22 protein-coding genes, 1 tRNA gene and 5 pseudogenes are annotated in these 21,699 nt (G+C 45.1%); 17 read left to right on the forward strand and 11 right to left on the reverse strand.

Translation table 11 applies throughout. From position 1 onward, the window contains the following. Position 1 precedes the first annotated feature (1 nt). Complete coding sequence (locus N39L_RS07040; RefSeq protein ID WP_006616396.1) at positions 2-463, forward strand: PDDEXK family nuclease; 462 nt, start codon at positions 2-4, stop codon at positions 461-463. 216 nt (positions 464-679) lie between these two features. Here N39L_RS07040 and N39L_RS07045 read toward each other — a convergent pair whose 3' ends face one another. Continuing rightward, positions 680-838: a response regulator transcription factor gene (locus tag N39L_RS07045; RefSeq protein ID WP_006616397.1), complete on the reverse strand. Its 159-nt coding sequence runs from the start codon at positions 836-838 to the stop codon at positions 680-682. A 252-nt stretch (positions 839-1,090) separates the two neighbouring features. Between N39L_RS07045 and N39L_RS07050 the strand changes: the two genes are divergently transcribed. Beyond that, positions 1,091-2,548 carry a hypothetical protein gene (locus N39L_RS07050; RefSeq protein WP_014274738.1) on the forward strand — a complete coding sequence of 486 codons (1,458 nt, stop codon included), beginning with the start codon at positions 1,091-1,093 and terminating at the stop codon, positions 2,546-2,548. 138 nt (positions 2,549-2,686) lie between these two features. Continuing rightward, a pseudogene (locus N39L_RS07055) lies at positions 2,687-3,382 on the forward strand (ABC transporter permease); the annotation flags it as partial. A gap of 196 nt (positions 3,383-3,578) precedes the next feature. Here N39L_RS07055 and N39L_RS07060 read toward each other — a convergent pair. Further along, complete coding sequence (locus N39L_RS07060; RefSeq protein WP_014274740.1) at positions 3,579-4,460, reverse strand: ParB/RepB/Spo0J family partition protein; 882 nt, start codon at positions 4,458-4,460, stop codon at positions 3,579-3,581. A gap of 288 nt (positions 4,461-4,748) precedes the next feature. On the opposite strand from N39L_RS07060, the gene N39L_RS07065 reads away from it, so the two are divergent. Continuing rightward, on the forward strand, positions 4,749-4,925 hold the full coding sequence (locus N39L_RS07065) for a hypothetical protein (protein ID WP_014274741.1): 177 nt from the start codon (positions 4,749-4,751) through the stop codon (positions 4,923-4,925). Continuing rightward, positions 4,865-5,110 carry a hypothetical protein gene (locus N39L_RS07070; protein ID WP_152553710.1) on the forward strand — a complete coding sequence of 82 codons (246 nt, stop codon included), beginning with the start codon at positions 4,865-4,867 and terminating at the stop codon, positions 5,108-5,110. The genes N39L_RS07065 and N39L_RS07070 overlap by 61 nt, the downstream gene beginning before the upstream one ends. Before the next feature lie 36 nt (positions 5,111-5,146). Here N39L_RS07070 and N39L_RS07075 read toward each other — a convergent pair whose 3' ends face one another. Continuing rightward, positions 5,147-5,341: a hypothetical protein gene (locus N39L_RS07075; RefSeq protein ID WP_006616538.1), complete on the reverse strand. Its 195-nt coding sequence runs from the start codon at positions 5,339-5,341 to the stop codon at positions 5,147-5,149. Between the two features lie 79 nt (positions 5,342-5,420). Between N39L_RS07075 and N39L_RS07080 the strand changes: the two genes are divergently transcribed. The 7 genes from N39L_RS07080 (at position 5,421) to N39L_RS07110 (ending at position 10,485) form a co-directional block, all read left to right on the forward strand. After that, positions 5,421-6,917 carry a pre-peptidase C-terminal domain-containing protein gene (locus N39L_RS07080; RefSeq protein WP_014274743.1) on the forward strand — a complete coding sequence of 499 codons (1,497 nt, stop codon included), beginning with the start codon at positions 5,421-5,423 and terminating at the stop codon, positions 6,915-6,917. 137 nt (positions 6,918-7,054) lie between these two features. Beyond that, positions 7,055-8,074 carry a hypothetical protein gene (locus N39L_RS07085; RefSeq protein ID WP_014274744.1) on the forward strand — a complete coding sequence of 340 codons (1,020 nt, stop codon included), beginning with the start codon at positions 7,055-7,057 and terminating at the stop codon, positions 8,072-8,074. Between the two features lie 161 nt (positions 8,075-8,235). Beyond that, positions 8,236-8,646 carry a hypothetical protein gene (locus tag N39L_RS07090; protein ID WP_006616535.1) on the forward strand — a complete coding sequence of 137 codons (411 nt, stop codon included), beginning with the start codon at positions 8,236-8,238 and terminating at the stop codon, positions 8,644-8,646. 45 nt (positions 8,647-8,691) lie between these two features. Then, a complete protein-coding gene (locus tag N39L_RS07095) occupies positions 8,692-9,312 on the forward strand; it encodes a hypothetical protein (protein WP_006616534.1) in 621 nt (206 codons plus the stop codon). A 67-nt stretch (positions 9,313-9,379) separates the two neighbouring features. Next, positions 9,380-9,748, forward strand: coding sequence for a hypothetical protein (locus tag N39L_RS07100; RefSeq protein WP_199318233.1), 369 nt, complete (start codon positions 9,380-9,382; stop codon positions 9,746-9,748). Between the two features lie 248 nt (positions 9,749-9,996). Further along, complete coding sequence (locus tag N39L_RS07105; protein WP_014274745.1) at positions 9,997-10,221, forward strand: reverse transcriptase N-terminal domain-containing protein; 225 nt, start codon at positions 9,997-9,999, stop codon at positions 10,219-10,221. Between the two features lie 21 nt (positions 10,222-10,242). Then, positions 10,243-10,485 carry a hypothetical protein gene (locus N39L_RS07110; RefSeq protein ID WP_014274746.1) on the forward strand — a complete coding sequence of 81 codons (243 nt, stop codon included), beginning with the start codon at positions 10,243-10,245 and terminating at the stop codon, positions 10,483-10,485. 122 nt (positions 10,486-10,607) lie between these two features. Here the strand turns inward: N39L_RS07110 and N39L_RS07120 are convergent. Both N39L_RS07120 and N39L_RS07125 read right to left on the reverse strand, forming a co-directional pair. Next, a pseudogene (locus tag N39L_RS07120) lies at positions 10,608-11,485 on the reverse strand (IS630 family transposase). A 1,465-nt stretch (positions 11,486-12,950) separates the two neighbouring features. Next, a pseudogene (locus N39L_RS07125) lies at positions 12,951-14,219 on the reverse strand (ISNCY-like element ISAtsp9 family transposase). A gap of 904 nt (positions 14,220-15,123) precedes the next feature. Here N39L_RS07125 and N39L_RS07130 point away from each other — a divergent pair. The 5 genes from N39L_RS07130 to N39L_RS07140 are packed head-to-tail and all read left to right on the forward strand — an operon-like array spanning position 15,124 to position 16,943. Further along, positions 15,124-15,348, forward strand: a complete 225-nt coding sequence (locus tag N39L_RS07130) for a reverse transcriptase N-terminal domain-containing protein (protein ID WP_014274750.1) — start codon at positions 15,124-15,126, stop codon at positions 15,346-15,348. 21 nt (positions 15,349-15,369) lie between these two features. Beyond that, positions 15,370-15,591 (forward strand): hypothetical protein, encoded by a 222-nt coding sequence (locus N39L_RS07135; protein WP_014274751.1) that lies wholly within the window; start codon positions 15,370-15,372, stop codon positions 15,589-15,591. Then, positions 15,551-15,781 carry a reverse transcriptase domain-containing protein gene (locus tag N39L_RS33265; protein WP_014274752.1) on the forward strand — a complete coding sequence of 77 codons (231 nt, stop codon included), beginning with the start codon at positions 15,551-15,553 and terminating at the stop codon, positions 15,779-15,781. The genes N39L_RS07135 and N39L_RS33265 overlap by 41 nt, the downstream gene beginning before the upstream one ends. After that, positions 15,771-15,995 (forward strand): hypothetical protein, encoded by a 225-nt coding sequence (locus N39L_RS33270; protein ID WP_014274753.1) that lies wholly within the window; start codon positions 15,771-15,773, stop codon positions 15,993-15,995. Before N39L_RS33265 ends, N39L_RS33270 begins: the two co-directional genes overlap by 11 nt. Positions 15,996-16,028: 33 nt before the next feature. After that, positions 16,029-16,943 carry a group II intron reverse transcriptase gene (locus tag N39L_RS07140; RefSeq protein WP_014274754.1) on the forward strand — a complete coding sequence of 305 codons (915 nt, stop codon included), beginning with the start codon at positions 16,029-16,031 and terminating at the stop codon, positions 16,941-16,943. 317 nt (positions 16,944-17,260) lie between these two features. On the opposite strand, the gene N39L_RS07145 is transcribed toward N39L_RS07140, so the two are convergent. The 6 genes and pseudogenes from N39L_RS07145 to N39L_RS07170 all read right to left on the reverse strand — a co-directional run bounded on the left by N39L_RS07145 (position 17,261) and on the right by N39L_RS07170 (position 21,464). Continuing rightward, positions 17,261-17,333: transfer RNA gene (locus N39L_RS07145), tRNA-Met, on the reverse strand. Between the two features lie 1,956 nt (positions 17,334-19,289). Beyond that, a pseudogene (locus tag N39L_RS07150) lies at positions 19,290-19,460 on the reverse strand (HNH endonuclease); the annotation flags it as partial. 444 nt (positions 19,461-19,904) lie between these two features. Then, positions 19,905-20,799 (reverse strand): annotated as a pseudogene (locus N39L_RS07155) (IS630 family transposase). A 19-nt stretch (positions 20,800-20,818) separates the two neighbouring features. Further along, positions 20,819-21,022, reverse strand: a complete 204-nt coding sequence (locus tag N39L_RS07160) for an RNA-dependent RNA polymerase family protein (RefSeq protein WP_071941086.1) — start codon at positions 21,020-21,022, stop codon at positions 20,819-20,821. After that, complete coding sequence (locus N39L_RS07165; RefSeq protein ID WP_014274759.1) at positions 20,982-21,263, reverse strand: hypothetical protein; 282 nt, start codon at positions 21,261-21,263, stop codon at positions 20,982-20,984. The genes N39L_RS07160 and N39L_RS07165 overlap by 41 nt, the downstream gene beginning before the upstream one ends. A gap of 21 nt (positions 21,264-21,284) precedes the next feature. After that, positions 21,285-21,464 carry a reverse transcriptase N-terminal domain-containing protein gene (locus tag N39L_RS07170; protein WP_231852263.1) on the reverse strand — a complete coding sequence of 60 codons (180 nt, stop codon included), beginning with the start codon at positions 21,462-21,464 and terminating at the stop codon, positions 21,285-21,287. Positions 21,465-21,699: the final 235 nt, after the last annotated feature.

Here is a 21,699-nt window from a genome sequence, read left to right on the forward strand (position 1 = left end):
TATGGATTATTTGGAAATAGGTGCTTTAGTTAATGGCATCATTGCTTCATCAGAAGCAGTCAAGCAAGACTTGGGGCGGCGTTTTGCTGCTCACCTCGGTTTGCATCCCGGTTCCCCAGGAAAGGATGGCGGAATTGATGGTTATGGGGTACTTGGTAACAAAAAAATATATTTTCAATGCAAACTTTATCGCATTCCTTTAGATGCTTCATTTACTGCGGATTTTTGTGGTAATTTGGTGATTCACAATGCAGATATTGGCATCATGTTATCGGGAGTTGGCTACACCCAAGGATATTCGGATCGTTTACAAGCATTTCACGATAATTTTCCGGGAAACATTCCAACTCACTTATTGAAACTCGAAGATATTTTTGCCGAAACTCCGGCTTGGAAAAAGGCTCAATTTGAGTTGCCAGAACTTCGAGATTTGAGCAATGGGGAATGGTCTAAAATTAGATGATATCTGCCTAGAAGGGTGAAACTCAACTCGGGTAACAAGGATCATGATACGATCGCCCCCCCGAAACCAACAGCCCAGAAGTGCGATCGCGGATTTTCCTACACTCTTTGGACTGGCGAGGAGTTGAACACCAAAATAAACGAAGCCTGGGGAATCAGGCGTTTCAAGCATTGCTGGTATGATATGCGATCGCCCTTCAAAAGAAAGCCTTACTTATCAGGAATTGAGCATACCATTTTGCATAGCCAGGATAACAGCCTGGGTGCGATCGCGCACATCCAACTTTTGCAGGATAGCGTGGACATGGACTCTGACGGTACCAGGTGAGATATAAAGGGCATCGGCAATTTCCTGGTTACTTTGGCTCTTAGCCATCAGAGCGAGAATTTCTTGCTCACGCTTTGTCAGAGGTGGCAGGTCAGAGGCGGTATTGTTAGACTCAGGACTCGAATCGGAGATCTCGAAAGCCGCTTGAATTTCTTTAGAGGCGATCGCATCCCACCAGGTAGCGCCGGCAGCGACCGAGCGAATTGCCAGGACTAAAAGCGTCTACATAGCCTACAACCCCTATTCTACGGTTACTTAGGTGTTACTCAAAACCATAACAGAGTAACAAGTGAGTAAAAAATGAGTAACGCTACTGATACCCCTACAGTAGGGGGAAAGGGCAACTACGATGAGAGTTACGCTAGATTCTTGAAAGCCTATCAAGACTTTAAAGGGGAATGTCCCAAAGGAGTGACACTCAAACTACAAAAGACCGGGGCTAGGTACAACCTACTATTGCAGTTTAAGCAACCACCTACCGGGAAACGGCTACCCAAAACGGCTAACCTTGAATGTACACCTCAAGGGGTGATAGACGGCGTTAGGAAAGCTAAGTTGGTATCAGAAGCCCTAGGGACTATCACTAGCGCTAGTGAATTTTGGGATTGGTACGATGCGACTATCTTAGGAAAGAACCAGATTGAGGATAATCTGATAACCTATCGGGAAATATTCCAACAACTAGAGGATGAGTATTTTGCGGGTTGCAACCGCAACACAGGAAGACCGCGTTCTCGCGATATTGTTAGTGACCTATCATCTTACGAGACTACTAAAGGAATATATTTCAGGCTGTTCCCTAACTGGGATGAATATCCTAGCTGGGAGAGTTTCAAGGCTATGCTATATATTCCCTTGCAGAATGGAGAACAATTAGTAGGCTCCAAAACCTTCAGGGAACGTTACTACATCTTAAAAGCCATAGCTGAGAAATCACCTAACAAAGACCATTTACTCAAACAGCTTGAACCTATTAACGCCAAACAAACACAATTCAAAAAGAAACAACGGATAGGCATCGATGCCTTTAAGGATTGGTGGTATAGCGCCAAACAAGAAGCCTATACTGTTAAAAACCCTCAACATCAATCATCCCGGCATAGTTGGTTATGGGTGACGGGTATGGCAGTAATGTACGGGTTAAGACCTACCGAGATAGCCGCCGCCGTTAATCTAACTAAGCCATTTGTAACTGAAGATGGCGTAATCATCAAAGCACTATCAGACCCTGATAATCAGGATAATTACTTGGTGCTAGGTGACTATGTTTACTTTACTGACGCAGAAGGTAGGAAAGTGAGTATTAAAACAGGGGGAAGGATTGTTGCTCCAATTCCCAGTCCTGAAATGTTTAAACTTCTGGAATTGAAACAGCCGTTGTTACCAGAATATAGCCATAAAAAAGGCGTTCAACCCAGAAGCATAATTGGAGGCTTTGACAAAAAGTTTACCAACATAATTTTCTCTATGAAATGCCCGGTAACCCAGAAATATGCTTTTCGTAGGCTGTACAACCTGTTAGGTGAAAAGTATGGACTACCTATCGAGTTGCGAGCGAGACTTATGGGTCATAGCACAATCGTCAACGAGAGTAAATATAAAACAAAAGGGATTGACGCTACCTTAGAAGTTCTCGATGGATGCTCTAAGTTACCTATACCGTTGAACGTAGCCATAGAACGGTTAACAGCGTTAGGGGTTGATATTGATAGCTCTGAAGCTAAATTATTTCTTGGAGTTATCTATCAGATAGATTAATCTAATCATCAACCTTTCATAAATTAACGCCCCTAGATTAAACCCCTAGGGGTTATTTTATGGCTACAGATTGATGGATCCTGTTATGGTTTTGAGTAACACCTAAGTAACGGTAGAATAGGGGTTGTAGGCTATATAGACGCTTCCGATCCGACCCTGGCTCCTTTAGCTTTGCGGGTTCTATTTGTATTTACCTGTGCAGCTATTTGGGTCGGGTTGTCAGGATCATTGCAAACGATTATCCGAGAAGCAGCTATTTATGCCCGCGAACGTCTTGTTAACTTGGGTTTGTTTCCTTACCTGGGATCCAAAATTATGGTTTTATGCTTTTTAGGATTAGCACAAACATTGTTAATGGCTGCGGTTGTGCTGCTGGGTTTTAAATCTCCAGAACCCACATTAATGCCTTGGATTATTGGACTCAGTATAACCACCTTTCTAACCTTAGTTACAAGTGGTTGTTTGGGTTTAGCAGTTTCCTGTTTTGTTCATAATGAGACTCAAGCTAATACAGCCCTTCCTCTATTGTTACTTCCTCAAATTATTTTTTCGGGAGTATTGTTCAAAATGGAAGGAATAGGAAAAATTATTTCTTGGTTGATGTTAAGTCGTTGGTCGGTGGGGGCTTATGGGGCTTTAGTCGATGTCAATGCTATGGTGCCGGAACCGATGAAAGCTCCCGACGGGAGCATTATTCCTCAACCTTTTGAGGTGACACCTGTTTACGATCCAACCTGGTCGAATTTGAGTTTAAACTGGTTTTTACTTGGATTGCACGCGATTGTTTATTTGACATTGGCATTGTGGAAACAAAAGCAGAAAGATATTTTTTAATCTCTCCACAGTCATTGCGTGAATGCCACATCAAATGAGAGTATAGCATTTTGAATCTATGAAACTATACTCCCATCTGCTCTTGGGAAAAGGAACCACGCAGATTATGAGATGCTTCCAATAGAAGTTGCCATCCGACTTCGATATATAATAATTTCACCTTTGTACTGTATGGGAGAAGAAATCCTCAAAATTTTCAACTTTCTTCATAAAGCAGTAACTTCAACCGTTTCAGCAGTCCCTCAATTTCAGAACGTTTTTGAGGGGATAGCCTAGCCTTTGAACGTCGGAATTGTTTCGCCAGGTCGGATATCTCGGTTTCCAATTGGTCTGGCAGTTCTGATACTTTGCTTTCCCTCACCAATTTCTGCACCTGTCTCAAGGTCAATTTTTGAGCGATCGCCTTTTCCAGCAGCGCCAACCTTTCCTCCTCGGACTTTAACTTGGCTATTTCCTTCGCTTTGGTGTAATCAATATCGCCCTCACCCAGAGCTTTCAGAATTTCCGGTGGCAGTTTCAACAGTGGTAATTGATTGCTCACGAATGAATCCCACGACATTCGACCCAGAGAGTCAAATGTGGATTTGACAATTTCGGCTTCCGATGTACCCATAGCGCTATGGGTAGTTACTTTTTTCTTAGCGTCGTTTTTCATTCGGTGCAGTAGCGATCGCACCTTTTCCACTGAGTCATTTAAGTTGATAGCCAACAGCCGCAAAATCGCCTCGGTTTCTTCAATCGGGTTCAAATCCTCCCGCTGGATATTCTCAGTCAAAGCGCACTGCAAAGCCTCAGCATCGCTCATCTCCTTAACTTGGGCCGGTATCGTCTCAAGTCCCACAATTTGAGCCGCTCGATAGCGACGCTCCCCCGCCACTAACTCGTACTTACCCTTATCAATCGGTCGCACAATCAAATCCTGCAGGATGCCACTGCTTTTAATACTGGCAGCCAGTTTATTGATGCTTTGCTCAGAAAAATACTTTCTCGGTTGCACTTTCGAGATCACGATTTGCTTGATGGGAATTTGACGACGATCGCCAAATTTTCTGATTTGATAGTTTGGTAGAGTTTTCATCGGTCCTTTAGCAGTGAAGTGGTTTTTGGGTTTCCCTAAAATAGTTATCGGATCGAAGCGAGAAATTTACGCAATTTAGCACCCGAGTTTCCAGTCACTCTCGCCTTCCCACCCATCAAGGAAAAATGACTAGACAGGCGATCGCACTTTCCCCAAGTTGAGTAGGTTGGGTTTCGTTACCTCAACCCAACGCCACTATATCTAACTGCTGCCTTTCACCCAACCTACATGGCTGATATTTTACCTTGACAAATACCCGGATTTGACCTACACTATAACAATGGTAAATTGTGGCACCATATATATGGCTTTGACAGTGGCAAAACCCAAAGCCACGGTTTTAATTTAAGAAGTCCGAGAAAATCAGGCGATCGCCTTTTCACCGGTGACTTTTCTGTTGGAGAGTGCGATCGCATTTCCCGCCGCCTTTCTTGGGGAGAAGTGCGATCGCCTTTTCACCGGTGACTTTTTTGGGAAAGAGAGCGATCGCCTTTTCACCGGTGGCAGTTTTGGGAATGCTCCGCTTAGTGGGTGGGGTGTCTGAGAGAGAGCGATCGCATATCGTTTGGGACGGATTATATGACTATCCCGCCGCCTTGTGGTTAAGTAAAACCTTGTGCAGTTTGGGAAGGCGATCGCTTTTCGGGTGAGGTAAAGAAACCGGTAATTTCCCCGCCGCCTTGTGGTTAAGTGAAACCTTGTGCAGTTTGGGAAGGCGATCGCCTTTCGGGTGGTTGTGCAGTTTGGGAAGGCGATCGCTTTTCGGGTAGTTGTGCAGTTTGGGAAGTTAGGTGATCGCTTTTCGGGTGGAGAGCGATCGCTTTGTCACCGGCACCTTCCTGTTGAAACTGTTGTTTGCTTTTATGTTCACAATAGTTCACAATAGTTCACAATAAACTTGACGCATAAAAATTCATTTGCCATACTAAATATACTTTAAATAATTAAAAGCCTAGTATTATGCTTTCTGAGATTATTACTGAGAACGGACTAGACTTGGGTATCGCTACACCTGGGAATAATTATATCATCGTGTCTCAGCTTCCTCCAGGGCAAATCGCCCATTTCAGCGCTTCACCTTTCCAGAATGCGATCGCACTATTGGAAGGAGACGATTATCTCGTTAATGACAATAATGCAAAGATTATCTACGGCAACCAAGGGAATGACACCATTATTGGCGGTGACGGTAGTGATACCATCTTTGGGGGTCAAGATAATGATTTGCTAGAAGCTGGTAATGGTAACAATATCCTATTTGGCAATTTGGGTAATGACACCCTAATTGGAGGACCTGGAAACGATAGCCTGTATGGTGGCGCGGGTAATGATGTGATTATCGGAGGTCCTGGAAACAGCATTATTTCTGGTGACAAGGGATTAGACACCTTAACTGGTGGTAATGGCGCAAACCAGTTTATCCTACAATCATCGGGAGCTGACCGGGATGTAATTACTGATTTCAAATCCGGTATTGATAAGATGCGTCTTCCTACAGGTCTTACCTTTAATGATTTAGAGGTTCGAGGTGCTGGTGCTAACACGGAGATTGTCCGCAATGGTGAAGTTGTGGCAATTCTCAATGATGTGATGTCTTCTTCTATCAACAGCAATGATTTTATCACTGCTGGACAAGAAACACCGCCTCTACCTCCTATACCAATGCCACCTGCACCACTCCCCGTTGGAGATCCCCCGCCCCCACCGGGTACCACCCTTGCACAGGCTCGTGAATTGGGAATATTAACTGAAGATGGCTTTACAACTCGAGATTTTGTAGGCAGGGAAGATCCTGTCGATGATTATCGATTTACACTTCCGACTAATGGTCGCATCTCTGTTGTTCTTGGTGGTGTCACACAATCCGCAGAAGTTCGACTAATTAGAGACTTTAATAACAATGGAGAGATCAATCAAGGAGACGGTGATATTCTGGCATTGTCAATAGCTTCTTCTACGAATAATACTAATATTCAACGAGCTATACAAGCAGGGACTTATTATGTTCGAGTCGTACCTAGGTCTGGTAATAATACTAACTATGACTTAGAATTAGGCTTCCTCTCTCAACCGAGTACCACCCCAGCTAATCCTGGTAATACGTTAAGAAATGCTTTAAATCTTGGGACTTTATCACCAAGGGAAACACTCAGTTTCACTGAATTTGTAGGCGTGACTGATAGTAGTGATATCTATCAATTTACAGTTAACTCTAACAGTGATGTCAGGATAAATCTTGGTGGTGTCACACAATCCGCAGAAGTTCAACTAATTAAAGACTTTAATAACAATGGAGAGATCAATCAAGGAGACGGTGATATTCTGGCATTGTCAATAGCTTCTTCTACGAATAATACTAATATTCAACGAGCTATACAAGCAGGGACTTATTATGTTCGAGTCGTACCTAGGTCTGGTAATAATACTAACTATAATTTAACTATCTCTATTGAATAGCTTGTAGGTTGGGTTGAGGCGCCTCAACCCAACACCAGTATCTCTAACCTCTGTTCACTGTGTTTCATCCAACAGAATTTTAAAAAAATAACTTGAATGTTCAAAATTTCTCCATACCAAATGATAAAATTTGAGCTATGTCTACTCCTGAAAAAAACTTCATTCTCTCAATAAAAAAATGGTTTGAGTTAGGTCTTATTCAACTTCTCTTGCTTTCCACAGTCCCCATACCCATTGTTAAAGCTGAAATTCCATGTAGTTTTGAGAGGTTAAGAATTCTTGCCAAATCTTTAAGAAATGAATCGCCACCCTCTCCTGAAAGCCGAGAAATTCGCTCGGATAGGCATCGCTTTAAATTTCAAATTCCAGCAAACTATCGAGCTGTCATATCGGGAGATAACATTTTGATTCTTTCTCCAGAAGCCTATGAATTTCATCAGTGCCAACCTCGTACTACCCTATGGTACTCCGCCGCCAAAATTTTGGTAACTAACTCTAGTTTGCACCCGAGTGCTTCACTACAGCAAGTGTTTGAACGGCAATCACGTCGTGGACAAGAAGGTATTTTTCAACAAGTTAGTATTGCTGGAGAACCTGCATTACGTTATCATAGCCAAAGTCGCGATGGTCTCACCCGAAGTTATTTTCTCTTCTCACCTCAAAGAACTCAAACAATTACTATTTCCTCCTGGGTGAATTCAGTTAATGATCGGGAACCTGAAGTATTATCTCGCATTACGAATAACTTTGAGATTTTGTTTTCAGTTACAGAAAATCCGATCAGAATTGGTATTGTTCCGACATTAGAGTTTTGTGGTCTAGCCGTTTGGAAATATGCTGATGATAATTTGACGCATCTCTTAACTGCATCAGGTAGTGAGTTATCTGCTAACTTGAGACTTGACAATCAAATTTTGCAATTGAAATCGACAGGTTCAGAGATGTCATCAAGACAAACTAAGCCTCCCTCTAGTTTGACTTTTCAAAATTCTGATGGCTCCATTATTACAACTTTACAAGAAGATTGGAAAATTCAGCATCCTGGTACAAGTTATGGATGGGTTACTGATAATGCAACTCTTAAAGTGATTCAAGGAAATCAAACCACTGAATTGTCTGTGTTTGCAAGTTTTGGATGTCAGTTTTTATTCTATTGAATAAAGCTCTCGAAAGATAAAGTGAACGGGTGTGCAGTTTGGGATATATGAATCTCTCATAACGGAGGCGAGAAGTAGAGTGACTGTAGTTTTAGGCACTGTTCATCCTCATCGATTATCTAATTTTGTTGTTATTCTGCTCTCCATCAAAAATTAATCTAATGAAAATACGACAATTGATTTTTCCATTACCTATTTTATCTTTGCTTTTCGGGACAATTTACACAAATGCGGGAAAGTTAGAACCAACAAGCGGAGAGTGCTTATTTTTTAGGAATGGACAGCTTGAAAAACGTCAAAGCTGCACCTATTTCGGCTATTCATGGACTGGCGGTGGTTTCACCCAACTAGAATGGGAAGATGGTGTCAGTACCGTGATTAACTTTGGTGTACAGGGACGAGGAGAGCGTCCTTGTCCAGAAGTGGGGGTTGATGGAGTCTGTGGAGAATGGGGTTTTCGAGATGCGGCTACGTTGGCTCCACTTAGCCAGCGGACTCTCCGGCGGATGAGTAATGGAGGTCCAATGTTCCGATGTGTCAATGTCAATAATAATTCAGTCTGTTGGCGTTAAAATTTGTCAATGATGACTCGTGTTATTCATTCAGAGTAAGTTGCCATGAGAGATTATTTAAAACTACCCACAATCCTGTCGCTGATGAGCCTCAGTCTCATCTTCGTGACTCCAGCTCAGGCTCAACAGTCGGCTCCCTGTTCTAATGATAACCAAGAACAGCCATCCCAAGCTCGTCGTGAAATCACGAACGAGGAATATGGTTTGCGATTTGAGATTCCTGCTAACTACAGGACTGAACTTCAGCGTGATTCGCGGTCCCATCAACGGTTATCTATTGCGGTTCGGAACCCAACTGATGTGGAATTTATTGACTGTGCAATTCGTAACCGGATGATTGGAGCAGGACCAATTTCTGATGTCATTGTTAGTATTGAACCTCGTCCTAGACATATCCGTAATGTCCGGGATATTTTCCGGGAGGAATCGGAATCTGGTATCACGGGACGTGAAATACTAGAATCTAGTTTTACAACAATTGCTGGACAAGATGCTGTGATTTATACAGTACAAACAATTTATCCTTATCGCCATCAAGCTGCACGGCTAATTCACCCGAATGGACAATATATAATTGTTATTCGGGCTGGAAACCATGGTGAAGAGATCGATCCCATTGATTTAGAAGTCATGGACATCATTATGTCTTCATTTAGAATTGACTAATAGAAGATATTGAGATTGACGACTAGATGGGACTGACCACTAACTACTCTTTTTCAAGGTGAGGCTGATGCGATCGTTCATTTTACTAAGTAGTCTGACAACCTTGGGATTCACCCCTCTTGTGGCCGAAGCAAATCCCAACTGGATAACCGTTCGTTGCACGTTCACCAGTGGCGAGAATCGCTTGCGTGATTCTTGTGAACTCAACCAAATTGATGATGAGTCGGGTCGCCGGGTGGGGTCTCAACTGAGGTGGAGCGATGGGGTGCTGACAGGAATCGAAGTGCTGACGATTAACCGAGAACCCCGCGATCGCGTTTGGTCTCGATTTGGTTTAGCTGAAATTGATGGTGAACTTAGCGACTATAAAGTTTTTAGCGATGGTGGAGTCTGTTTTACCATTCGCCGAAACCAAAATACGATTTGCTATCGTTAGGCTTCTGGAGTTATCGCTTCTACTCATCCCACCTAACTCGCGTTTCCTGTGGCTCATGGCTAGATTAAAATTTATCAAGATGAATTACCATGAAACCTTACATCCAGCTTAAAACTTCGTTGCTTTTTACTTTCATCAGTCTGGCAGGATTGGCGATGGCCACGACTGCGATCGCTCGACTGTAATGGTAGGGATATGCTGACAGGTTACGGTTTGATTGCCAAGAATAGAGCCAAGTAGGAGCTTACATGGCGCAGGCGAGTTTAAAGAAAGGCTTTGGCAAAACCAAACCAATCAAGACTACGAAAAACCCATGGAAGGCTATCCCATGGGCGAAAGTTCAACGGAAAGTTTTCCAACTCCAAAAGAGGATATTTCAAGCAGCTAAATCGGGACAGGATGCAAAGGTTAGAAGGTGGCAACGTCTATTGGTGAAATCATATTATGCCCGACTCTTAGCAGTGCGGCTGTAGGGGCGGGTTCCACGGTCAGCCATGCTTCCCAACAGTCAGCTTAATAAACCCGCCCCCCAAGCGGGTCAAGGCAAAAAGACAGCCGGTGTCGATGGAAGGATAGTAATATCTCCAAAACAAAGGTTTGAATTAGCTGAGAGCATTAAAAGAAAACTCAAAGCAAAAGCACTTAGGAGAGTATGGATACCAAAACCTGGTAGGGATGAAAAAAGCTGGAATAGGCATTCCTACAATCCAAGACAGAGCAAGGCAAGCTTTGGTTAAATCGGCTCTTGAACCTGAATGGGAATCGAGATTTGAAGGCACAAGCTATGGGTTCCGTCCCGGACGGTCTGCCCAAGATGCAATAGCACGAATCTATCTATGTATAGCATTAGTCAAGGTGGTTAGGACGCAGCTGGGAGAACGGAGTCCATGGCATCATCGAGAGAATCAAACTGCTCACGTGCAATGGCGAATGCGGGCTTTCAACCACGACCAACATTTCTCTATCTTGTTGAGGTCTGGCGAATAAGGTGGTAGATAGAGCAAACGGCATTGAGCCGCCTCCACTAGCTCAGGAATCCGTCCCCCTTTATGAAACGTTGCATTGTCTAGCACTAGAGTCTGACCTGGCTTCAGTGTTGGAATTAAGATGAACTCCAACCACAACTCAAACACTGTCCGATTACAACAACCCTCAAAGCGATCGGGGGCTAAGAGTTGTTGATGACACCATGCGGCCATATAGCTCACCCTGCCCTGCCTCTTCCCTGATTTGAGGGCATCGAAGCGTTTTCCTTCCTCGCAGTAACCATAAGGGTAATCCGAGTCCTGACTATTCATGCCGGCTTCATCGAGGTAGACCACTTCTTGTGGCTCCATATGTTCAATCTGAGCAATAAACTCCTCTCGCTGTTGCTGATCACGTTCTTGGTAGCCGTAAGTTTTTTTTTCTGGTGAAGCCAATTTTCTTCAAGGCTCTGGATATGGTGCGAGGAGAGATGTCGTCATCCCAAAGTTCAGCCATTGGAGCGGAGGTTTTGTGGCCATGCTCTTGGGCAAAAGCCTTGAATTTTTGCCAGTCGGTAATTTTGTGGTTATTGCCAGGTCGGTGATTAGGTTTAGGGAGGAAGTCTCCGGTCTGTGCTTTTCTTTGCAGCCAGAGATTAATGGTGTTCCGGCTGACATGGAAAACTTGACTGGCTTCTGTTTTGGGCATACCGTCTAGTTCAATTGCATCAATAACTTTTTGTCTGAGGTCGTAACTATAGGGGGCTGGCATTTTTGCTCTTCTTAGTCATCTCGTCCTCTCCATTATACGTCCTAACTTTCCTGTCTGGTGCTATATATCCACACCGTGACCTGTGGGCATATTCTAATCATTACAATTAGGCATTGGCTTCTGGTCACATCCTTCACCCTCCAGGGGTAGGGGTCGAGAGTGAAGTCACCTTCACCCCCTCCCATTCAAAACCTTGCTTGATAGTTTCCCATCACACGGCTCCTGATGTGGATACCCTTTTGTCATCGGAACAGGGTTACTACCCCCTGCTTTCGTACTTCAATATTCAGAGCTTTATGCAGCACGTAGTCTTTCAACTCGTTCTCGCCACTATACTCCTAATAATCGCAGTATCTATATCCACACCGTGACAATTGGGCATATCCCAACCATGACAATTGGGCTTTAGCTTCTGGTCACATCCTTCACCCTCTAACCATGCGCTTACATTTTTCACTACTGCCTTGTCAATAGCATTACTCACTTGTTTATAGGCAGAGCATTAGAGGGGTTACAACGTTCCGCTTATATGGGCATTCCATCGTTAGATTTGTCCTCAGAACCGGGGTACTTTAAAAGTCTGTGCAGGTAGTCGTATGAGCCCCCTACTTTTCCCCTTGCCCTTTTGGGCGCAGCGTGTCAACCTATTTCGCTGCTAATGTATTACCATGGTTCAAGCCGGACATTCAGTTTCCTTAATCATGGATGGTTGGCAGTGGTCTCGATTCCGGTATTAGGTTACACCTCGGAGCCTTCCGTTCCCCGCTTTAGTCCTAGGGTTGTGAGTCCTAAAACTAGGGGTGGCTATCGCCGTTACCCTCTGCTCTGTGATTTCTCAGTTCGCTTAGGACCTTGGGTTCCTTGCCTTGCTTAGTTCCCTAAGCGTCGGGACATATAAACAGTTATGAGGATGGTCAGGAGAGGTTTCCTTATATCCAAACTCGGGGCTGGAATCCTCACCGGCTAGTGATTTCTGGCATTTCAGCCCTATTTCATACCCGAACGTCTCGCACCTTACGCTTACACTTATCACTACTGCCGTGAGTAATATTGCTCACTTGTTTATGGGCAGAGTCTAAGAGGGGTTACAACGTTCCGTCTATGCCGGCATTCCATCTTTAGATTCGTCCTATCCACCGGGGTACTTTAAAGGTCTGTGCAACTCTATATCGAAATATATTGTTGTTTAAGATGGCCTATACATACCTCTTCTTTTCCCCATTCTCTTTTGAGTGGAGCGTGTCAACCTATTTCCCTACTAGAGTATTACGATGGTTCAAGCCGGACATTCGGTTTCCCTAATCATGGATGGTTGGCAGTGGTCGAGTGAGAGGTAGGTTCCTCTATTACGCCTTCCGTTACCCGCTTCAACCCTGGGGTGTGAATCCCAAAATTGGGGGTGGCTACAGCAATTCTCATTTTGGAAATTCAACTGCTATCGGGTGGGATGTCTAACTCGAGACCCTCAAGCATAAAGGTCAGAAGGTGGTCCCAACTGTCGAAGTACAGTCTGGGTAAGCGCGCGCAAATCATTAAAGAAGGTTTGGCGCTTCGGTAAGTGCGCTCGTAGCAACTGGTACTTGTTATCGAGCAACTCCTGCAGGGTGTGGAAGAGCAGCGAGAGGATGTTGATGGTCCGGAGCAAGGAAGAAAGATGCTGCTTGTCATGGCCAAAATTGTGTTCGAGATGGTAGCCCTTGGTCTTGAGAGTGTTGTTGTTCTCATTCTCAACTTTCCAACGAGTCCGCCCGGCCCGAACCACCTCGGCTACATTCTCATCGCTGAGAGGATAATTCGTGGCCAAGGAGTTGTGATAGGTTACCTGGCCATCAGCGGTGGTGACAGTAAGTTCGCACCAGTTAACCAACAGCGCCTCATCGCTATCTTTGAGGGGGACTCCGTTGAGATAGCGGTAGGTATAGGTTTTCTCGACTTTACCAGTCCACTTCTTGGTCGTGAGGGTCGGGAGTTCGATGCCCTCTAGGTGTTCATAGAGGGTAGTATGAGACTCGGGGCGACAGACGACGATGAAGTTAAGTTGCTGCTCTAAAAACTGCTGACACAACGGTTGGTGGCAATAGAGGTCATCCCCTCAAACCGTGACATTCAAAGCCCTCAAGCATTGTTCTTGCCTCGATAGCCAGCGTTTGGCGGCGGCATTCTCACAGTCTTGCTTATCATGACCATCTTGGGGCACGATAAATTCGGGGACTAAGGGAATCACATGATTCTGTCCCGGACAGACGATGACTGGAGTGACAACACTATGGAAGTAATGGGTTTTTCCTGACTTCTGGGTGCGCGTTGAACAGTGGGGACAGTGAATTTGGTCGGAACTGAAGTATTCGGTGCCATCCAACGCGACTAATAGACTGTCCCCTAGGCAACGGAAGTCTTCTAACTGCCCCTGGGCTTCCAAGACTTGTAGGATATCCTCAAACACTGGAAACAGGTGCTCTGGGGACACGGCATCTAATAAGTCCCGAATCTGGTTATCACAGGGAATTTGATGAACTCCAAACAGACTTTGGGCATTGCTCTTGCCTTTACTCCCCTCCATCAGACGTTGATAAGCCAGAAACGACGGAGTTTGAGTAAAAAACACACTAAACGCACTTAAAGCGGCATCCTCCATTCCATAGCGGCGATTTTTACCCCGGCGCTTGTCCGGTAGCGATGACAAGCACTGGCGGAAAGAACCGACTAGAGTCTCAAAGCCACCTGGCTTTTTCAACGGCTCTGGCGCTCCTGGGTTTCTTAGATGTCATTACGATACAGGGATGCTGGGGACTTGAACAGGTTTTCGCCAAAATGAGAATTGCTGGGGTGGCTACCGCCGTTACTCTCAACTTTCCGCTTTGTGTTATTATGAAGCCACAACTCTTCATAAAAGGCGGTCTGTCTTGACCTTGAGTCTCCCTGTCTTGTTTGGTTGTCGAAGCCAAACGTCGGGACACACAGACAGTTATGGGATTTTCAGTGTTACCACTTATATCGAACCAATGACCTCCTGGTGGTACTTTCACCCCTTGGTGGAATAAAAGGGACTCGTACCCTGACCATCCCATAACTGTTTATATGTCCCGACGCTTGGAGAAATCGAAGCAAGGCAGGGAACTCAAGGTCATAAACAAAACTGAGAAATCAGGGCGTAGAGAGTAACGGCGATAGCCACCCCCAGTTTCAGGATACACAACCCGTCAGATTGAAGCGGGGAACGGAAGGCTCCGAGGTGTAACCTAACACCAGAACAAAGACCACTGCCAACCATCTATGATTAGGCGTGAGCCGAATGTCTGACTTGAACCATCATCAGTATAGAGCAGCGAAACAGGTTGATACGCTGCGCTCAAAAGAGTAAGGGGAAAAGTAGGAGGCTGTTACAACTACCTACACAGACCTTTAAAAGTACCCTGGTGGAGAGGACAAATCTAAAGATGGAATGCCCATATAAACGGAACGTTGCAACCCCTCTTAGGCTCTGATAATCTGGTCGAGAGAGTCAGTAGTGAAAAGTGTAAGCGAAAGCCTATTAGGGGGTGAGATGTGACCAGAAGCCAACGCCCTATTGTAATGATAGGGATATGCTAACGGGTCACGGTTTGATTGTAAAGAAATAGAGCCTAGTAGGTGTATATATGGCGATAGCGAGTTTAAAGAAAGGGTTTGGGAGACCACAACCAATCAAGACTACGAACAACGCATGGAAAGCCATCCCATGGACTAAGGTTCAACGGAAAGTTTTCAAGCTCCAAAAGAGTATATTTCAAGCAGCTAAATCGGGACAGGATGCAAAGGCTAGAAGGTGGCAACGTCTATTGGTGAAATCATATTATGCCCGACTCTTAGCAGTACGGCTGTAGGGGCGGGTTCCACGGTCAGCCATGCTTACCAACAGTCAGCTTAATAAACCCGCCCCCCAAGCGGGTCAAGGCAAGAAAACGGCTGGAGTCGATGGAGTAAGAGTCATCTCTCCAAGGCCAAGGTTTGAGCTTGTTGAGAGCATTAAGGGAAACCTCAAAACAAAACCACTGCGACGGGTGTGGATACCAAAACCTGGAAGGGATGAAAAAAGCTGGAATAGGAATACCCACAATCCAAGATAGAGCAAGGCAAGCCTTGGTTAAGTCGGCTCTCGAACCTGAATGGGAATCGAGATTTGAAAGCACAAGCTATGGGTTCCGTCCCGGACGGTCAGCCCACGATGCAATATCCAGAATCTACCAAAGTATAAACAAAGGAGGTTATTATATACTGGATGCGGACATAGCTAAATGCTCTTACCGTGAACCATGATTACCTACTGTCCAAAATTCATTGTCCAAGCAACCTAAAGAAAGACCTGAAACAATGGCTCAAAGCTGGGGTGCTAGACAACGGTGTATTTGAGGATACAGAATCAGGGACACCTCAAGGAGGGGTAATAAGTCCAATACTCGCCAACATCGCACTGTTGGGCATGGTTAGGCTCATAAAAACAATGTATCCCAAGAAAGCAAACAGAGCATAAGCTACTGTTATAAGATACGCTGATGACTTTGTTGTGATATCCCCATCACTAGAAATCATTGAACAGTGCAAAACTGCTATTTCCGAGTGGCTAAAACCTGTAGGACTAGAAATTAAACCTGAAAAGACTCGAATTTGCCACACACTCAATCCCATTGAGTACAACGGCAAGACTGAGGAACCTGGGTTTGATTTTTTAGGATTCAATGTTAGGCAATATCCGGTAGGAAAATATAAATCTGGGAAAAGTCAAAAAAGGTTCAAAACCCACATCAAACCCAGCAATAAAGCAGTTAAAGCTCATACAGAAGTAATTAAGGGTGTAATAAAACAACATAAAACAGCACCCCAATCAGCTCTGATAAGCAAACTAAACCCAAGTATAAAGGGATGGTCAAACTACTACTCAGGGGTAGTCTCATCTGAGACCTTCAATAAACTGGATAACATAGTCTGGTTAATGTTACGGGCATGGACAGTATCAAGATGCAGAAAGGCAAACTACGAGAAGCTAGGAAACTACTTCCAACAAGGAACGGTTAAACTTAGCAATGGGAAAGAAAGACATGAATCTTGGTTATTCAAGACTAAAGATGGATTTCAACTATGGAAACATAATTGGACTCCGATTGTCAGACATACCACAATACGCCCTGATGCAACACCATACGACGGAAACTGGACTTACTGGGCAACCAGAAAAGGACAAGCAATCGACACGCCAATTAGGGTAGCAAAACTACTCAAAAAGCAAAAAGGCAAGTGTACCTGGTGTGGGCAATACTTTACCCCATCAGACCTAATTGAAGTAGACCACATTGTACCTCGAAGCCTCGCTGGAAAGGATGAATACAAAAATCTTCAGCTATTACACCGCCACACCCGCGACGATAAGACGGCACTTGACAAGGCCAACGCTGTGTCCTTAACAATGGAGCAGTCAAACTAGGAGCCGTGTGAAGGGAAACTTTCACGCACGGTTCTGAATGGGAGGGGATGGAGGCGACTCCATTCTCGACCCCTAATCGGGGACTTGAACAGGTTTTTGCCAAAATGAGAATTGCTGGGGGGTGATATGGGTATTTGACAGATTGATTAAGTTGTGCTTATTGATTAACCCGTCAATAATTAAAATTTGTTGCTAAGGGATATGCACTAATTGTCCCGTGTGCTAGGACTGAATGGAGTGCATTTTGAGTGTAACGGTACGAATATCGGGTTGAGCGATATCACGCGATAGTAGTCAGGATAAAGTCTTGTCGGGAATGCGCCCTACTGGAATCGAACCAGTCTGAAGGCGAATTATGAGTTCGCTGCCTCCCCAATCGGCCAAGGGCGCACAAATCGGTAGGGGTCGAACGGGAAGTCACCTTCCCGAACTCCCATTAAAAACCGTGCTTGATACTTTCGCATCACACGGCTCCTGATGTGGACACCCTTTTTCATAGGAACAGAGTTACTACCCCCTGCTTTCGTACTTCAACTTTTGGAGCTTTATGCACCACGTAGTCTTTCAACTCGCTCTCGCCATTATACTCCTACTAATCGCAGTATCTATATCCACACCGCGACCTGTGGGCATATCCCAGCCATTACAGATGGGCATTGGCTTATGGTCGCATCCTTCACCCTCCAGGGGTAGGGGTCGAGAGTGAAGTCACCTTCACCCCCTCCCATTCAAAACCTTGCTTGATAGTTTCCCATCACACGGCTCCTGATGTGGATACCCTTTTGTCATCGGAACAGGGTTACTACCCCCTGCTTTCGTACTTCAATGTTCAGAGCTTTATGCACCACGTAGTCTTTCAACTCGTTCTCGCCACTATACTCCTAATAATCGCAGTATCTATATCCACACCGTGACAATTGGGCATATCCCAACCATGACAATTGGGCTTTAGCTTCTGGTCACATCCTTCACCCTCTAACCATGCGCTTACATTTTTCACTACTGCCTTGTCAATAGCATTACTCACTTGTTTATAGGCAGAGCATTAGAGGGATTACAACGTTCCGCTTATATGGGCATTCCATCGTTAGATTTGTCCTCAGAACCGGGGTACTTTAAAAGTCTGTGCAGGTAGTCGTATGAGCCCCCTACTTTTCCCCTTGCCCTTTTGGGCGCAGCGTGTCAACCTATTTCGCTGCTAATGTATTACCATGGTTCAAGCCGGACATTCAGTTTCCTTAATCATGGATGGTTGGCAGTGGTCTCGATTCCGGTATTAGGTTACACCTCGGAGCCTTCCGTTCCCCGCTTTAGTCCTAGGGTTGTGAGTCCTAAAACTAGGGGTGGCTATCGCCGTTACCCTCTGCTCTGTGATTTCTCAGTTCGCTTAGGACCTTGGGTTCCCTGCCTTGCTTAGTTCCCTAAGCGTCGGGACATATAAACAGTTATGAGGATGGTCAGGAGAGGTTTCCTTATATCCAAACTCGGGGCTGGAATCCTCACCGGCTAGTGATTTCTGGCATTTCAGCCCTATTTCATACCCGAACGTCTCGCACCTTGCGCTTACACTTATCACTACTCCGCAGGTAAATCCTGCCATCTGAGAGCCTAAGAGGGGTTACGACGTTCCATTTATGTGGGCATTCTATCCTTAGATTCGTCCTTTCCACCGGGGTACTTTAAAGGTCTGTGTAGGTATAGCACAAAATTATCCTACATCTTGAAGATGGATTGTTAAAACCTCTTCTTTTTCCCCTTGTCCTTTTGGACGCAGCGTGTCAACCTATTTCGCTGCTTCATAATTACGATGGTTCAAGCCAGACATTCGGTTTTCCTAATCATAGATAGTTGGCAGTGGTCGAGTAGGAAATAGGTTTTTCCATTACGCCTTCCGTTCCCCGCTTCAACCTAAGGGTGTGAATCGTTAAATTGGGGGTGGCTACCGCCGTTACTCTCAACTTTCTGCTATATTGGGGTCATAACTCCCTCAAACAGTCCGTATATTGACCCTGAGTTCCCTGCCTAGTTTGGATTCTCATCTCCAAACGTTGGGACGCATAAATAGTTATGGGATATTCAAAGAGTTTCAGCCCTCTTTTATTCAACCAAGGGGTTGAAATCCCACTAGGAGGTTATTTCAGGCATCTCAGCCTTATTTGGTCTCCTAAACATCTCGCACTTAGTGGTTTATGATAGCATAGCACATCGAGAGTATGCAAGACTCAAACCCAAAGTCCTAATTGGCCATTACCTGCTAAGGACATTGACAAGTAGGGGTCGAGAGAGATGTCGCCATCTCCCCCTCCCATACAAAACCGTACTTGAGACTTTCACCTCATACGGCTCCTAATCTGATTGTTCCATTATTAAGGATACAGCGTTGGCGTTATCTAGCGCCGTCTTATCATCATGACAGTGGCGGTGTAATAATTGAAGGTTTTTGTATTCATCCTTTCCACCAAGGCTTCGAGGTACAATGTGGTCTATTTCAATTAGATCAGATGTGGTAAAGTATTGTCGGTAGGGGTCGAAAGGGAAGTCACCCTCCCCAACTCCCATTCCCAACCGTACTTGAGACTTTCACCTCACACGGCTCCTGATGTGGACACCCCTTGTCATGGGAACAGGGTTACGACCCCCTGCTTTGTAACTTCAACTTTCAGAGCTGTATACAACCACGTAGTCTTTAAACTCGCTCTCGTCATAATACTCCTACTAATCGCAGTATCTATATCCACACCGCGACCTGTGGGCATATCCCCACCATGACAATTGGGCTTTGGCTTCTGGTCGCATCCTTCACCCTCAAAAGGGTAGGGGTCGAAAGGGAAGTCACCCTCCCCAACTCCCATTCCCAACCGTACTTGAGACTTTCACCTCATAGGGCTCCTGATGTGGACACCCCTTTGTCATGGGAACAGGGTTACGACCCCCTGCTTTGTATAGCACTAGTCAATACGGTTAGGACGCAGCCTTGAGAACATAATCCATGGCATCATCGAGAGAATCAAACTGCTCACGTGCAATGGCGAATGCGGGCTTTCAACCACGACCAACATTTCTCTATCTTGTTGAGGTCTGGCGAATAAGGTGGTAGATAGAGTAAACGGCATTGAGCTGCCTCCACCAGTTCAGCCTGCCGCCCCCCTTTATGAAACGTTGCATTGTCCAATACTAGAGTCTGACCTGGCTTCAATGTTGGAATTAAGATAAACTCCAACTACAACTCAAACACTGTCCGATTACAACAACCCTCAAAGGTAAAGGGAGTTAAGAGTTGTTGATAACACCATGCGGCCATATAGCTCACCCTGCCCTGCCTCTTCCCTGATTTGAGGGTATGGAAGCGTTGTCCTTCCTCGCAGTAACCATAAGGATAATCCGAGTCTTGACTATTCATGCCAGCTTCATCGAGGTAAACCAACCCTTCCGGCTCCATATGTTGAATCTGAGCAATAAACGCCTCTCGCTGTTGCTGATCACGTTCTTGGTAGCCGTAAGTTTTTTTTCTGGTGAAGCCAATTTTCTTCAAGGCTCTGGATATGGTGCCAGGAGAGATGTCGTCATCCCAAAGTTCAGCCATTTGAGCGGAGGTTTTGTGGCCATGCTCTTGGGCAAAAGCCTTGAATTTTTGCCAGTCGGTAATTTGGTGGTTATTGCCAGGTCGGTGATTAGGTTTAGGGAGGAAGTCTCCGGTGTGTTCTTTTCTTTGCAGCCAGAGATTGATAGTGTTCCGGCTGAGATGGAAAAATTGACTGGCTTTGGTTTTGGACATACCGTATAGTTCAATTGCATTGATAACTTTTTGTCTAAGGTCGTAACTGTAGGGGGCTGGCCTTTTGGGTCTTCTGTAGATATCCTTGCCATTATACGTCCTAACTTTTCTGTCTTGTGCTATAACTTCCCTGTTTGATACTTAGGTATATTCTGGCTATTGCATCTTGGGCAGACCGTCCGGGACGGAACCCGTAGCTTGTGCCTTCAAATCTCGATTCCCATTCAGGTTCGAGTGCCGACTTAACCAAAGCTTGCCTAGCTCTATCTTGGATAGTGGGTATTCCCATTCCCGCTTTTTTCATCCCTTCCAGGTTTGGGAATCCACGCCCGTGTAGGGTGCGTTACATTGAGAGACTTGGCAGAGAAACGAAAAACTTTCTGGTAACGCACCATGTAGGGTTTTGCTTTGAGATTTCCCTTAATATTCTCAGCTAAGATTAACCTTTGTTTTGGCGATATTACTATCATTCTATCGACACCGGCTGTCTTTTTGCCTTGACCCGCTTGGGGGGCGGGTTCATTAAGCTGACTGTTGGGAAGCATGGCTGACCGTGGAACCCGCCCCTACAGCCGCACTGCTAGGAGCCGGGCATAATATGATTTCACCAGTAGACGTTGCCACCTTCTTGCCTTCGCATCCTGTCCCGATTTAGCTGCTTGAAATATCCTCTTTTGGATCTTAAAAACTTTCCGCTGGACCTGAGACCAAGGGATAGCTTTCCATACGTTATTCGTAGTCTTGATTGGCTTTGATTTCTCAAAACCTTTCTTTCAACTCGCTTGCGTCATTTGTAAACCTACTAGACTCTATTCTTACAATCAAACCGTGACCTGTTAGCATTTCCCGTCCATTACAGCCGGGCGTTGGCTTCTGGTCACATCTCACATCCTCTAGGACTTGCGCTTACATTTGTCACTACTAACTACCTCGACCAGATAGTTAGAGTCCGGGAGGACTTAAAACGTTCCGTTTATACGG

Source organism: Limnospira platensis NIES-39 (assembly GCF_026000695.1).
GTDB lineage: Bacteria > Cyanobacteriota > Cyanobacteriia > Cyanobacteriales > Microcoleaceae > Limnospira > Limnospira platensis.

Excerpts from the sequence above, each read along its gene's own strand:
- N39L_RS07165 (WP_014274759.1), bottom strand. The coding sequence starts at position 21,263 with ATGCTTCCCAACAGTCAGCTTAATGAACCCGCCCCCCAAGCGGGTCAA.
- N39L_RS07060 (WP_014274740.1), bottom strand. The coding sequence starts at position 4,460 with ATGAAAACTCTACCAAACTATCAAATCAGAAAATTTGGCGATCGTCGT.
- N39L_RS07050 (WP_014274738.1), top strand. The coding sequence starts at position 1,091 with ATGAGTAACGCTACTGATACCCCTACAGTAGGGGGAAAGGGCAACTAC.
- N39L_RS07100 (WP_199318233.1), top strand. The coding sequence starts at position 9,380 with ATGCGATCGTTCATTTTACTAAGTAGTCTGACAACCTTGGGATTCACC.
- N39L_RS07080 (WP_014274743.1), top strand. The coding sequence starts at position 5,421 with ATGCTTTCTGAGATTATTACTGAGAACGGACTAGACTTGGGTATCGCT.
- N39L_RS07090 (WP_006616535.1), top strand. The coding sequence starts at position 8,236 with ATGAAAATACGACAATTGATTTTTCCATTACCTATTTTATCTTTGCTT.
- N39L_RS07130 (WP_014274750.1), top strand. The coding sequence starts at position 15,124 with ATGGCGATAGCGAGTTTAAAGAAAGGGTTTGGGAGACCACAACCAATC.
- N39L_RS07135 (WP_014274751.1), top strand. The coding sequence starts at position 15,370 with ATGCTTACCAACAGTCAGCTTAATAAACCCGCCCCCCAAGCGGGTCAA.
- N39L_RS33265 (WP_014274752.1), top strand. The coding sequence starts at position 15,551 with ATGAAAAAAGCTGGAATAGGAATACCCACAATCCAAGATAGAGCAAGG.
- N39L_RS07105 (WP_014274745.1), top strand. The coding sequence starts at position 9,997 with ATGGCGCAGGCGAGTTTAAAGAAAGGCTTTGGCAAAACCAAACCAATC.
- N39L_RS07095 (WP_006616534.1), top strand. The coding sequence starts at position 8,692 with ATGAGAGATTATTTAAAACTACCCACAATCCTGTCGCTGATGAGCCTC.
- N39L_RS07085 (WP_014274744.1), top strand. The coding sequence starts at position 7,055 with ATGTCTACTCCTGAAAAAAACTTCATTCTCTCAATAAAAAAATGGTTT.
- N39L_RS07040 (WP_006616396.1), top strand. The coding sequence starts at position 2 with ATGGATTATTTGGAAATAGGTGCTTTAGTTAATGGCATCATTGCTTCA.
- N39L_RS07045 (WP_006616397.1), bottom strand. The coding sequence starts at position 838 with ATGGCTAAGAGCCAAAGTAACCAGGAAATTGCCGATGCCCTTTATATC.
- N39L_RS07160 (WP_071941086.1), bottom strand. The coding sequence starts at position 21,022 with ATGAAAAAAGCGGGAATGGGAATACCCACTATCCAAGATAGAGCTAGG.
- N39L_RS07110 (WP_014274746.1), top strand. The coding sequence starts at position 10,243 with ATGCTTCCCAACAGTCAGCTTAATAAACCCGCCCCCCAAGCGGGTCAA.